The organism is Streptomyces sp. ISL-99 (assembly GCF_018614005.1).
Taxonomy (GTDB): Bacteria; Actinomycetota; Actinomycetes; order Streptomycetales; family Streptomycetaceae; genus Streptomyces; species Streptomyces flavidovirens.
Map to the genome: position 1 here is coordinate 105,496 of NZ_JAGGPC010000012.1, position 12,614 is coordinate 118,109.

Here is a 12,614-nt window from a genome sequence, read left to right on the forward strand (position 1 = left end):
CGGGGGCCTCGGCGTTCTGTGCAGCCAGCCGGCGGCCGCGGCGGGGCGCCCCAGGCTGGGGAGCCGAGGGCGAGACCCCGGCGCCGAGCCCGGCACGTACAGCTCAGTCGACCACTTGCGGATCACGGAAGTAGTACACGACCGTCACGCCCATGCCGGGGGTATGCGTGTAAACCACGGTGACCGCTTCGGCCGAATCACGCGCCATCGGCGTGGTGTACGTGTACTCCACGGACGGTGGGCGCCAGCCGGGAATCTCCCGCCCGGCCGCAGGATGCCGCCTGATGACTTCGAGCGCGACCCGGGCTACTTCCCGCTCCCCCTCCGTGAGGTCGGCGAATGCCTTCTTGGCAAAGTCGGCCTCTTCCAGCGGGACCTCGCTCATGAGCCACTGCCCTCGGACCGTGCGTCTTCGAGAGCCGCCATGATCTCGGACGAATTCCTGATCCGGACCCGGTGACGGTACGCCCGTACGACGGCGGCCGCGCCCTCGAAGTCGTTGGTGGGCGATGCCCCTATGGCGGCTGACAGCTCGGCTTCGAACTTCTCCCGGTCGCCGGGGAAGCCGTAGCGATCGAGCGCACTGCGCAGGTCGTCCACGGTCCGGATCTCCGGCAGGGGCATCGCTCCCCAGCGGTGCTCGGGCTGTGCGCTCATGGTTCGCTCCAGTCGGACGTGGCTCCCACCCCCCAGTATGGCGCCGGACGACGCGGAAGACGGACAGAGCGCGCCTTCCGCAGCCGACAGCGCGGGCAGCCTCACCACGTCTCGCGGGCCTTACGACCGCACTCGGCCCACAGCAGCTTTCCTCCACCCGGCCGCCCGGGGTAGTACGCACTGCCGAACGCGTAACCGCCCCACCTGTCCGCGCACGCCTGAACGAGGTGGAGACCCCGGCCCTCTTCGGCGGTGTCGTCGGCGAGAGCCGCCATCTCGCTGGACGCCGTCCCCGTGAAGGATGGAGGGAGGAACGGGTCCGCATCCCATACGGCGAGGCGCAGACGGTCGGGACCGACCGGGCGAAGGCGGAAGGAGTACGGGCTGTCTGTGTGCCGCTGGGCGTTGGTGACCAGCTCCGACGCCAACAGCTCGGCGGTGTCGGTGAGTTCGCCCAGCTCGTACGTCGCGAGTACGGCACGCAGGGTCGCGCGGGCGATTCCGGGAGCGCGGGGATCGTGCGGAAGGTGGAGGGTGTAGGCCCAGGACGGGTTTACGGTGGCCATGGAAGTCTCCGATCGCTGTGGGGAGTTGAACCGTGACGCATGGATGGTGCGGCGCGGCGCGATGCAGTGCGGTGCGGTGCCCGTTGACGTTGCCGCTCCGTCGAGCGGTGTACTTCCGGGCGAGTGGCCTGAGTCACAAGCTAGCGAGCTTCCGGCATAAAGTGTTTGCGGATCCGGCAATTACGTGAGCATTTCCCTCTTGTGAGTGACGGACTGAATACCCTCGGACGAAAAGGGAGTTGAGGAATGGCCGCGAGGGTTACTCCAACGGCACGGCGCCTACGCCTGGGCACGGAGCTGCGGCGGCTCCGCGAGCGAGCAGGGCTGTCGGCCACCGAGGGTGCCGGACTGCTCGGCATCAGCCAGGCCCAGCTCAGCAATATCGAGGCCGGCCGGTTCGGCGTCAGCCCAGAGCGTCTGCACGCGATGGCACGCAACTACCGCTGCTCCGACGACGCCTATATTGAGGCCCTCGTCGCGTTGGCCACCGAGCGCAAGAGTGGCTGGTGGGAGACGTTCCGGGAGGTACTCCCGACGCCACTGCTGGACCTTGCCGAGCTGGAACACCACGCGACCCGGCTGCAGTCCGCCACCACGTCGCACATTCCGGGTCTGCTGCAAATCACCGATCACGCCCGCGAAATCTTCCGGCAGGTCGTCCCAGAGTTCTCGCGCGCCGAGGTTGAGCACCGCGTGAACCACCGGCTCCAGCGACAGGCGCTGCTTGACCGAACAGATCCGACACCGTTCCACGCGGTCATCCACGAAGCCGCTCTTCGCATGCCCGTCGGCGGCTCGTCTGTCGCCAAGCGGCAGCTGGAGCACTTGCTCGACCAGAGCGAACGGGAGCACATCACCATCCAGGTGATCCCGTTCACCATCGGCGCCTACCCGGGCTCCGGGCAGACGATCTTGTACGCACACGGACCCGTGCCCCAGCTCGACACCGTGTCGCTGGATCAGTCGCACGGTCCGGCGCTTGTTGACGCCGAGGCCCAGTTGGAGATGTACCGGGTGCTGCTGGCACGCATGGAGGCCGTAGCCCTGGGGCCCTCCGCGTCACGCGACCTCATCCACAATCTGACCCACGACTTGTGAAGGGGAACTGATGCAAACCGCTGAGTGGCAGAAGTCTTCGTTCTGCGGACAAGGCGAGTCCTGCCTGCACGTCGCCGCCAACGGCCGCACCGTCCTCCTCACCGAGAGCGCGGACCCCGCCCACGCCGTACTCAGCACAACCCCCACCACCTGGCAGGCCCTGATCCAAAGCCTCACGCCAGGCGGCGCGCGGCGCGGGCCGGCCGGTTGAGCATGAGGTCCGACGGCAGAGGGCCGGGGAAGCCGTTCGGCTTCCCCGGCCCTCTCGTGACTCAGGTATGTCGCGGGGTTCGGACGGGTCAGTCCTCGACGACCAGCGCCGGGGTGTCCGTCGTCAGCACCTCGCCGCGGAAGAACGCCGGGCTGCGGCGCTGCATGACGATCATGATCACTGCGCCGAGCAGCAGCAGGCCCACGCCGATCACGAAGACCGAACCGACTCCGAAGAGCGAGCTGCCGCTGCCGTATGCCGGGTCCCACATGTCGTACAGGGTCTGGCCGAAGACCGCGGTGAGCATCAGCGCGCCGACGCCGGGGAAGATCCCCTTGATCATCAGGTTGCGCAGGGAGTGGCGCAGTTCCCCACGGAAGTACCAGACGCAGGCGAAGGCGGTGATCGCGTAGTAGAAGCAGATCATCAGGCCCAGCGCGTAGATCGTGTCGACGAGGACGTTCTCGCTGACAAGCGTCATCACCGAGTAGAAGACGCCGGTCGCGACGCCCGCGACGACCGTGGCACGGCCAGGGGTCTTGAAGCGCGGGTGGACCTTGGCGAAGGAGGCCGGCATGGCCTGGTAGGTGCTCATCGCCAGGGCGGTGCGCGCCACCGGGATGAAGGTGGTCTGCAGGCTCGCGGCGGCGGAGGCGACCACGGCGACGAAGAGCAGGATGCCCATACCCGAGCCCATGATCGGCTCGGCGAGGACGGCGAAGACGTTGTCCGAGGTCTCCGGGTTGCCGAGGCCGGTGCCCTTCTCGCCGACGCCGGCGTACATCTGGGCGGCGATGGCGACCATCAGGTACGACACGACGATCACGACCATGGCGAGCATCGCGGCGCGGCCGGGCGTCTTGGCGCTTCCGGTGCTCTCCTCGTTGACCGACAGGCAGGCGTCCCAGCCCCAGTAGATGAAGATCGAGAGGGAGAGGCCCGCGGTGAAGGCGGCGAAGGACTCGACGCCGAACGGGTTCATCCAGGACCAGGAGAAGTCGATCGAGTTGGCGACCTCGTCGGACTTGGTGAGTGCCATGTAGACGAACATCACGAGCACGGCGAGCTGGAGGCCGACCAGGGCGTACTGGACCCACTTGGTGGCGGTGATGCCCCGGTAGCTGATCGCGGTGGCGACGGCGATGAAGGCCAGCGTGGTGAGGATGTGGACGAACTTGTTGTCGTCCAGCGCGGCGAGGCCGGCGCCGCCGGGCAGTTCTCCGAGAAGCAGGTAGAAGAAGGAGGTGGCCACGCCGGCGAGGTTGGAGAGCACCACGATGGTGGCGACCAGCAGGCCCCAGCCGCACATCCAGCCGACGCGGGGGCCGAAGGCCTTCACCGACCAGGTGAAGGACGTGCCGCAGTCGGGTACGGCCTTGTTCAGCTCGCGGTACGCGAAGGCCACCAGCAGCATGGGCAGGAACCCCGCGAGGAAGATCGCGGGCATCTGCAGCCCGACCTCACCGACCGTGGGGCCCAGCGTGGCCGTGAGGCAGTAAACGGGTGCGACGGTGGAGATGCCGATGACGGCGTTGCCCACGAGCCCGACGGAATTCCCGCCAAGGCCCTTCTCGCGTACGCCACTCTCCACCGAGGAGGCGCCGCTTACCGTGTCTCCGGCCTGGGGCCGCATGTCTACCTGAGTCATAAGCGGGACGTTAGCCCGTGCGTTTTCCACATCCGGAGGCAAACGCTCCGCTCAGAGATCCTTGAATTTCGCGGGTCGAGCGCCTCAATGGTTGCGGATTGAAGGTTCCCATTGAACCAAGGGCGGCCATTGCCAGGCTGCACACCAATACTTCCGAGGTGCGGAAATCGCAACGCTGTCCGCTTTGCCCGTTTCCAAAGTTTCCCAAACGTTTTCTGGAGGGCTCATCCGGTCCACACGATCGCCTGAGTCTCGCTGTACGCATGCAGGGCGTACGAGCCGACGTCCCGGCCCACTCCGCTCTTCTTGAACCCGCCGAACGGCGCCTCCATGTTGCGCCCGACGGTGTTCACCCCGACGCCGCCCGCGCGCAGTCGCCGCGCGACCCGGAAGGCCTTGGCCGCATCCCCCGACCAGACGTAGTCGATGAGCCCGTAGTCGCTGTCGTTGGCGAGCGCGATGCCTTCTTCCTCGTCACCGTCGAAGGGGACGACCACGACGACCGGGCCGAAGATCTCCTCCCGGACGACGCGCATGTCGTTCGTACAGTCGGCGAAGAGGGTGGGGGCGACGTAGAAGCCCTTCTCGTACGAGGGCCTGTCGCCGCCCGCGACCAGCCGGGCGCCCTCCTTCCGGCCCAGGTCGATGTACGACTCGACGCGGTCGCGGTGGGCGGCGGAGATCACCGGGCCGACGACCGTGTCCGGGGCGCCGGGGTCGCCGACCTTCAGGACACGCAGGTAGCCCGTCAGCTTCTCGACGAGCCGGTCGTAGATCCCGCGCTGGGCGATCACGCGCGTCGGCGCCGTACAGATCTGCCCGCTGTAGAAGGAGAACGTCGTACCGATGCCCAGGACGGCGGAGTCGAGGTCGGCGTCGTCGAAGACGACCGCCGCGCCCTTCCCGCCCAGCTCCATGAGCTGACGCTTCATGCCGCGCCCGCAGACCTCCGCGATGCGCTGCCCCACCGCCGTCGACCCGGTGAAGCTGACCATGTCGACGTCCGGCGAGTCGACGGCGGCCTCACCGGCGGCGGGCCCGGAGCCGGTGACGACGTTCACGACCCCGGGCGGTACGCCGGCCTCCGCCAGCGCCGCCGCCATGCGGTAGACGGACAGCGGGTCCTGGGGGGCGGGCTTCACGACGACGGTGTTGCCCATGGCGAGCGCGGGCGCGACCTTGCCGGCCGCGTTGGCCCAGGGGTTGTTGTACGACGTGACGCAGGTGACGACGCCCACCGGCTGGCGTACGGCCACGGCCCCGAACACCCCCGCCTTCCCCATCGCCCCCGCCGGATTGACCTGCGGCGGCAGCTCCGTCTCGACCGGCTCCAGCGCCCCCCGCGCGTACCGCCGGAAGCGGGCGGCGCCGACGGCGACCTGCATGCCGAGCGCGGTCGCGGCGGTGGAGCCGGTCTCGGCGCGGGCGAGTCCGGCGTACGCGGCGCAGTCGCGCTGGATCAGGTCTGCCGCGCGGTCGAGGAGCGCGGCGCGTTCCTCGGGAGCGGTGCGGGACCAGGCCGGGAAGGCGTCCCGCGCGGCGGAAGCGGCGGCGTACACCTGCTCGCGGCTCGCCTCGGGGGCGAGCCCCACCACTTCTTCCGTGGCCGGGTCGATGACCTCGTAGTGGCCGCCGTCGGGCTCGGTCCACGCGCCGCCGATGAACAGCCGCTCGGCGCCGCAATGGCTCACCGGGTTCCCCCGAGGATGCCCCGACCCTCAGGCCGGGGAGGAATCTGACTCCTGCGGGGCGTGGCAGAAAGAGGTGAATCGCTGTCAGGACGATTCGCCGTCTGCCAAGGGAGAGCCGCGCTCGACCTCCAGGCGGTGCACGATCTCGGAGTTGAGGGACCGTCGGGCGGACTTGGCCTGAGCGGCCAGCCACGCGTGGAGGTCTGCGGGGAGTCTGAGCGTGATGCGTACTTCATGGTCCATGCGTCCAATCGTAGTGGCAGGATGGTGTCATAGCGACACCACAGGAAGTGGAGGAGGTCGGGTACGCCCGGTACACCTACCGGCTTCGCGTGTCGTCGACCGCACTCGCCAAGCTGTTGGGAGAGTGGGACCGGTGCCGGTGGATCTGGAACGAATGCTGCGCCCGGTCTACGAAAGCTCACCGGGACGAGGAAAAGTGCGGTCCGGCGCGGCTGGACAAGATGCTGACCGAAGCTCGCAGCAGTCTGGTGTGGCTTCGCGAGGGCAGCAGCGTTCCGCAGCAGCAGTGCATACGTGATTTCGGAAAGTCCCGGGCCAAGGCCCTCAAGGACATCAACGCGCGGCTGCCCATGCGGCAGCGGGCCGGGATGCCGAAGTGTAAGAAGAAGGACAAGGCGGACCCAAGCCTGAACTACACGCGGCGCGGTTTCCGCATCAACGACGGGAAGCTGCGTCTCGCCGGCGGAATCGCCTTGACGGTGGTGTGGTCGCGGGAACTGCCTGTCGACCCGACGTCCGTGCGGGTCTACCGGGACAGCCTCGGGCACTGGTATGCCTCGTTCGTCGTGCCCACCGAAGTCCAACCGCTTCCCGAGACGGGCAACGTGCTGGGCATCGACTGGGGCGTGAAGGAGACCGCGACCACCACCAGCGACGCCCACGACCTTCCACATGCCGAGCACGGCAAGCAAGCCGCCGCGAAGCTCGCGCACCACCAGCGGATGATGGCCCGCAGGAAACCCCCCAAAGGCAAGGCGGCATCGAAGGGCTACCGTGCCGCGCAGAAGTTGACGGCGAAGCTGCACAAGAAGGTGGCCCTGCAGCGCCAGGACACCGCCCGCAAATGGGCCAAGGCAGTCAACCGCGACTTCGACCAGATCGCCGTGGAGGACTTCCGTCCGAAGTTCCTCGCCAAGTCCACCATGGCGCGCAAGGCGGCCGACGCGGCAATCTCCGCGACGAAGCGCGAGCTGATCAGCATGGCGCGCAAACACCGGCGCATCGTGCATCTTGTGCACCCCGCGCACACCACCATGGACTGTGCGCAGTGCGGAGCGAGAACCAAGCACGCACTACCTCTTTCGGAACGTACCTACGCCTGCACCGCGTGCGGAGCCATCTCGCCCAGAGACAAGAACTCTGCCCGCGTGATGCTGGTCCGGGCTGGTCTCAACCCGGCTGGTGCTGATCGTGCAAGACCTGACGGACCGCCGGTCCGCAGGCGACGTGAGCCAGGAATCCCCCTCCATTAGGAGGGGGAGGAGTCAATTGGTCGCCACCGTCCTCGTGTCCCGGCCGGAGCGCAACACCGTGCCCGGCACCGCACCCGTGACCTGGTCGTCGCGTATCACCTCGACGCCGTTGACGCGTACGGACACGACGCCGATCGCCTTCGAGTCGAGGCGCGGACTGTCGCCGGGCAGGTCGTGCACGAGCGTCGCCGGGCCCGCCGCGATCCGCTCCGGGTCGAACAGGACGAGGTCCGCGTGGAAGCCCTCCGCTATACGTCCGCGCTCGCGCAGCCCGAAGAGCTGGGCGGGGTCGTCGGTCAGCATCTTCACGGCCTGCTCCAGCGGCATCAGCTCGCGGCCGCGCAGGCAGTCGCCGATGAAGCGCGTGGTGTACGGCGCCCCGCACATCCGGTCCAGGTGCGCCCCGGCGTCCGAACCGCCGAGCAGGACGTCCTCGTGCTGCCAGGTGCGCTGCCGCAGTGCCCAGCTCGCCGGGTCGTTGTCGGCGGGCATCGGCCACAGGACGGTGCGGAGCCGGTCGGCGGCGCAGATTTCGACGAGGCAGTGGAAGGGGTCCTGGCCGCGTTCGGCGGCGATGTCGCGCACGACACGGCCGCTCAGGCCCTCGTTGGCGTCCGAGTACGTGTCGCCGATGACGTACCGCTCGAAGTTGGCGAGGCGCCGGAAGACGCCGGCCTCCTTGCTGTCGGCGCGGCGGAGCATTTCCTTCCGTACGTCCGGGTCGCGCAGCTTCTCGATGCGGGACGAGACGGGGAGGGAGAGGATGTCGCCCCAGCCGGGGATGAGGTTGAGGGCGCAGAACGTACCGAGGGACATGTTCATGGGGGTCAGGATCGGCATGGTGAGGGCGACGATCCGGCCGCCGGCCTGCCGGGCCCTCTCGCTTGCTGCCAGCTGACGGGGGACGCGTTCGGGCACGGCCGCGTCGATGGTGAGCACGTTCCAGTTGAGGGGCCGGCCGGCGGTGGTGGTCATGTCGACGAGGAGGTCGATCTCGTCGTCCGTGAACTGGTCGAGGCAGCCGGCGACGATCGCCTCCAGCTGGGTGCCCTCGTGTTCGCCGACGGCGCGGGAGAGGGCGATGAGTTCGGCGGGCGTGGCGTGGCGGGAGGCGACGGGCTGACCGTCGCCGTCGGAGTGGGTGGACGACTGGGTGGTGGACAGCCCCCACGCGCCGGCGTCCATCGCGTCGTGGAGGAGCTGCACCATGCGCGCCATCTGCGGCTCGGTGGGGTGCCCGCCGACGGCCGCCTCGTCCATGACGTGGCGGCGCAGCGCGCAGTGGCCGACCATGAAGCCGGCGTTGACGGCGATGCGGCCTTCGAGGGCGTCGAGGTACTCGCCGAAGCTGTGCCAGTTCCAGGGGGCGCCTTCTTCGAGGGCGACGAGGGACATGCCCTCGACCTTCGACATCATGCGGCGCGTGTAGTCGGCGTCCTCGGGGCGGTCGGGGTGCAGCGGCGCGAGGGTGAAGCCGCAGTTGCCGCCGGCGACGGTGGTGACGCCGTGGTTGAGGGACGGGGTGGCGTACGGGTCCCAGAAGAGCTGGGCGTCGTAGTGGGTGTGGGGGTCGACGAAACCGGGGGCGAGTACGAAGCCTTCGGCGTTCTCGGCGGTACGGGCCGGCTCCTCGACGCTGCCGGGCGCGGCGATCACGGCGATCCGGCCGCCCCGGATGCCGACGTCGGCGACGTGGGCGGGGGCACCGGTGCCGTCCACGACGGTGGCTCCGCGGATGAGGTGGTCGAGCATGCGAGTCCCTTCGGGGTAGCGGGGGGGAAGTGGGGGGTGGGTGGCCTTGCGGGCGGTGCGGGTGCGGGTGGGTGCGGGTGCGGGTGGGTGCGGGTGGGTGCGGGTGCGGGTGGGTGCGGGTGCCGCTGCGCGGGGCTTTCCCCGACCCGCCCCTTCCCGGACCCGGGACGCGCCCCTCCCGCAGCGACCCACCGCGGCGCTCAGCCACGCGTCGCTTGGCGGAACCGGGTCGTCCGGTGGACCGGGTCCGTGTCGATCTTCGGGATGACGTGCTCTCCGATCAGCTTGATCGTCGTCATCGTGTCCTCCGGCGACACCCCGATCGGCAACCCGAACGAAAGCTGGTCCGCCCCCGCCTGCTCCCACCGCTTGCACTGCCGCAGCACCTCGTCCGGATCCCCGCAGATCATCAGCTCCTCCGCGATGAGCAGCTCGATGATCTCCGCCGAGTACTCCGGCAGCAGCTCCGGCCACTCCGGAATCCCCTCCGGCCGCGGGAACGTGTCGTGGTAGCGGAAGAGCAGCGACTGCAGGTAGTTCAGCCCGCCGCCCACCGCGATCCCGACCGCCTTCTCGTGCGTCTCGGCGCAGATCGCCGTCGACGTCACCATCACGTTGTCGTTGACGAAGCCGCCGATCGGCTCCGCCTCCTTCACCGCGTTCTTGTACGACTCGACGACCCACTCCATGTCGGAGACCTTCTGGACGCTGAAGCCCAGCACCCCGAGCCCCTTCTTCCCGGCCATGGCGTACGACGAGGGCGACCCGGCGGCGTACCACATGGCCGGGTGGGACTTCCCGTACGGCTTGGGAAGGATCTTGCGCGGCGGCAGCGACCAGTGCTTGCCCTGAAAGCCGGCGTACTCGTCCTGGAGCCACATCTTCGGGAACTCGGAGATCGTCTCTTCCCAGATCTCCTTGGTGTGGTTCATGTCGGTGATGCCCGGCATGAAGCCGAGGATCTCGTGGCTGCCGGCCCCGCGCCCCGAGCCGAACTCGAAGCGCCCCTCCGACAAGTGGTCCAGCATCGCGACCTTCTCCGCGACCTTCACCGGATGGTTCACCGGCACCAGCGGGTTGAAGATGCCCGACCCGAGGTGGATCCGGTCCGTGGCGTGCGCGAGGTATCCGAGGAAGACGTCGTTCGCGGAGAGGTGCGAGTACTCCTCCAGGAAGTGGTGCTCGGAGGCCCAGGCGTACTTGAAGCCGGACTTGTCCGCCTGGATGACGTACTCGGTCTCCTCGATCAGCGCCTTGTGCTCCGCCTCGGGGTCGGCCTTGGCACGCGCGGCCGGCACGTACCCCTGTACAAAGAGCCCGAATTCCAAGGTACTTCTCCTTCGGAGAAACTGACACACCGTCAGTTATGGATGCCCACGACTGTTCCACCGCCACTACGGGCCGTCAATCCCCGATGCACCGTCAGAAAAGGCTGACGCCCGCCAGCCACCCGCCGTCGATGACGAACGGCTGCCCCGTGATGTACGACGAGTCGTCGCCGGTCAGGAACAGCGCCAGCGCCGCCACCTCCTCCGGCTGCCCCATCCGCCCCATCGGCACGAGCTTCCGGTAGAGCTCGTCCACGGCGGCCCTGGACTCCACCGGGTCGGCCGCCGGATCGAGCGCCGCCGGGTTCGTCATCGGCGTGTCCACAGCCCCCGGACACACGGCGTTGACCCGGATCTTCTTCGCCGCCAGTTCCACGGCCGCGACCCGCGTCAGCCCGAGGACGGCGTGTTTGGTGGCGGCGTACGCGCCCACGAAGGCCATGCCCGTCAGAGCCGTGTACGACGCCGTGTTGACGATCGTCCCGCCGCCCGCCGCCTCGATCTCGGGCGCCACGTTCCTGATCCCCAGGAACGTGCCGATCTGGTTGACTTGCACCACCTGCTGGAACTCCTCCAGCGGCGTGTTCACCAGCTCGTTGAACCTCAGGATCCCCGCGTTGTTGACCAGCCCGTCGATCTTCCCGAAGGCCTCCTTCGCGGCGGTCACCGCCGCGACCCAGTCGGCCTCCTGGCTCACATCGAGATGGACGTACGCCGCTGCGCTCTCCCCCAGTTCCCCGGCGAGCGCCTTGCCCTGCTCGTCCAGCACGTCGGCGAGGACCACCTTCGCGCCTTCCGCCACGAAGAGCCGCGCCTCCTGCTCGCCCTGCCCGCGCGCCGCGCCCGTAATGACGACGACACGCCCGTCCAGCTTTCCCATGCCGTACTCCCAGACTGGATCCGGATCTAGCTGTCGAGGTGCGGGGCCACTTCGGCGGCGAACGCCGCCATCTGGTCGGTCAGCTCCGTGCGGCCGCGGCTGCGGAAGCGCACCTGGATCTGGTCCACACCCATCGCGCCGTACGCGCGCAGCGACTCGGCGATCGCCTCCGGCTTGCCTGCCACCGTGCGCCGCCCGACGTTCCAGGCCGCGTCGCCGACGTACAGCGGCTCGGTGATGGCGCCGACGGTGAGGGGGGCCACGATCCCCGCCTCCTCACGGAGCGCCCTCAGCCGGGTGATCTGCCGCGGCAGCCGGTCGCGCGGATCGCCCTGCGGCAGCCAGCCGTCGCCGCGCAGGGCAGCCCTGCGCACGGCGGCGGGCGACGATCCCCCGACCCACACGGGCACGCGCTCCTGCGCGGGGCGAGGCCGCTGCCCGAGCCCGCTGAAGGCGTACCGCTCCCCCGCGAACTCGGGGTACTCGTCCGGCCCCAGTGCCGCCCTGAGCGCGTCGATCGTCTCGTCGAGTACGCCCCCACGCCCGTCGAAGTCCGCCCCGAGCGCGTCGAACTCCTCCCGTACGTGCCCGGCGCCGACACCGAGGACCAGCCGGCCGCCGGAGAGGTGGTCGAGCGTCGCGTACTGCTTGGCGGACACGAGCGGATGGCGCAGGCCGACCACGGCGACGTGGCTCAGCAGCCGGACGCGCTCGGTGGCGGCGGCGAGGAAGGAGAGGGTGGCGACGGGGTCGTACCAGACGGTGCTCATCGCGTCGGCGAGGCGGCGCGGGATCGCAACGTGGTCGCAGCTCGCGATGTAGGCGAAACCGGAGCGGTCGGCGGCCCTGGCCACCTCGACGAGTCCCTCGGGGCCGGCTTCGGCCTCCCAGGTCTCGGCGTAGAGGGTGCTCTGCGACTGGACCGGGAGCTGCATCCCGTACATCACCATGGGAACACCGCCTCATCTGACGGATCGTCACTGACCGGGGTGGCCATCGTCGTTCCTGACGATCCATCAGACAAGGGGTGGAGGTGGGTCGGCTCACGTGGGTCGGCTCACGTACGAGGTACCGCCCGGCAGTGGCGCCGCCTCAGCCCGACAGCCGCCCGAACGGCTTCCGCCGCTGGCGGAGCGCCGCACGAACGGCTGCGGGGCGGGCCGCAGGACCAGCCCGATTGTTGCCGGCCCGATTGCTGCCATCCCGATTGTTGCTAGTGCCGCATCAGGCAACGTTCGCCCTGTCGTGATGTGACGCGCCGCTCGATTCCGTTCTGAGCGACGCGTG

13 protein-coding genes are annotated in these 12,614 nt (G+C 69.1%); 3 read left to right on the plus strand and 10 right to left on the minus strand.

The features are described from left to right. Positions 1-103 precede the first annotated feature (103 nt). From J7E91_RS07435 to J7E91_RS07445, 3 genes are all read right to left on the minus strand, one after another. Positions 104-385 (minus strand): hypothetical protein, encoded by a 282-nt coding sequence (locus tag J7E91_RS07435; protein WP_214900111.1) that lies wholly within the window; start codon positions 383-385, stop codon positions 104-106. Further along, positions 382-657 carry a hypothetical protein gene (locus tag J7E91_RS07440; protein ID WP_214900112.1) on the minus strand — a complete coding sequence of 92 codons (276 nt, stop codon included), beginning with the start codon at positions 655-657 and terminating at the stop codon, positions 382-384. The genes J7E91_RS07435 and J7E91_RS07440 overlap by 4 nt, the downstream gene beginning before the upstream one ends. Positions 658-758: 101 nt before the next feature. Next, complete coding sequence (locus J7E91_RS07445) at positions 759-1,223, minus strand: ATP-binding protein (RefSeq protein WP_214900114.1); 465 nt, start codon at positions 1,221-1,223, stop codon at positions 759-761. 246 nt (positions 1,224-1,469) lie between these two features. Here J7E91_RS07445 and J7E91_RS07450 point away from each other — a divergent pair, with 246 nt between their 5' ends. Next, positions 1,470-2,321, plus strand: coding sequence for a helix-turn-helix transcriptional regulator (locus J7E91_RS07450; protein WP_214900116.1), 852 nt, complete (start codon positions 1,470-1,472; stop codon positions 2,319-2,321). Between the two features lie 10 nt (positions 2,322-2,331). Next, the gene (locus J7E91_RS07455) at positions 2,332-2,532 is read left to right on the plus strand and encodes a DUF397 domain-containing protein (RefSeq protein ID WP_214900117.1); all 201 of its coding nucleotides are present in this window, start codon (positions 2,332-2,334) and stop codon (positions 2,530-2,532) included. Between the two features lie 88 nt (positions 2,533-2,620). Here J7E91_RS07455 and J7E91_RS07460 read toward each other — a convergent pair whose 3' ends face one another. The 3 genes from J7E91_RS07460 to J7E91_RS07470 all read right to left on the minus strand — a co-directional run bounded on the left by J7E91_RS07460 (position 2,621) and on the right by J7E91_RS07470 (position 6,114). After that, positions 2,621-4,180, minus strand: coding sequence for an APC family permease (locus J7E91_RS07460; RefSeq protein WP_214900118.1), 1,560 nt, complete (start codon positions 4,178-4,180; stop codon positions 2,621-2,623). A gap of 224 nt (positions 4,181-4,404) precedes the next feature. Further along, complete coding sequence (locus J7E91_RS07465) at positions 4,405-5,871, minus strand: aldehyde dehydrogenase family protein (RefSeq protein ID WP_214900119.1); 1,467 nt, start codon at positions 5,869-5,871, stop codon at positions 4,405-4,407. A gap of 84 nt (positions 5,872-5,955) precedes the next feature. Next, entirely contained in the window at positions 5,956-6,114 is a 159-nt protein-coding gene (locus J7E91_RS07470; RefSeq protein WP_214900120.1) for an Arc family DNA-binding protein, read from the minus strand. Positions 6,115-6,203: 89 nt separating this feature from the next. On the opposite strand from J7E91_RS07470, the gene J7E91_RS07475 reads away from it, so the two are divergent. Continuing rightward, positions 6,204-7,367: a transposase gene (locus tag J7E91_RS07475; protein ID WP_308376153.1), complete on the plus strand. Its 1,164-nt coding sequence runs from the start codon at positions 6,204-6,206 to the stop codon at positions 7,365-7,367. Between the two features lie 12 nt (positions 7,368-7,379). Here the strand turns inward: J7E91_RS07475 and J7E91_RS07480 are convergent, their stop codons facing one another. The 4 genes from J7E91_RS07480 to J7E91_RS07495 all read right to left on the minus strand — a co-directional run bounded on the left by J7E91_RS07480 (position 7,380) and on the right by J7E91_RS07495 (position 12,277). Further along, complete coding sequence (locus tag J7E91_RS07480; protein ID WP_214900121.1) at positions 7,380-9,119, minus strand: amidohydrolase family protein; 1,740 nt, start codon at positions 9,117-9,119, stop codon at positions 7,380-7,382. A 200-nt stretch (positions 9,120-9,319) separates the two neighbouring features. Then, a complete protein-coding gene (locus J7E91_RS07485; protein WP_214900122.1) occupies positions 9,320-10,447 on the minus strand; it encodes an LLM class flavin-dependent oxidoreductase in 1,128 nt (375 codons plus the stop codon). A gap of 94 nt (positions 10,448-10,541) precedes the next feature. After that, positions 10,542-11,327, minus strand: coding sequence for an SDR family NAD(P)-dependent oxidoreductase (locus tag J7E91_RS07490; protein ID WP_214900124.1), 786 nt, complete (start codon positions 11,325-11,327; stop codon positions 10,542-10,544). 26 nt (positions 11,328-11,353) lie between these two features. Beyond that, a complete protein-coding gene (locus tag J7E91_RS07495) occupies positions 11,354-12,277 on the minus strand; it encodes an LLM class F420-dependent oxidoreductase (protein WP_214900126.1) in 924 nt (307 codons plus the stop codon). Positions 12,278-12,614 lie beyond the last annotated feature (337 nt).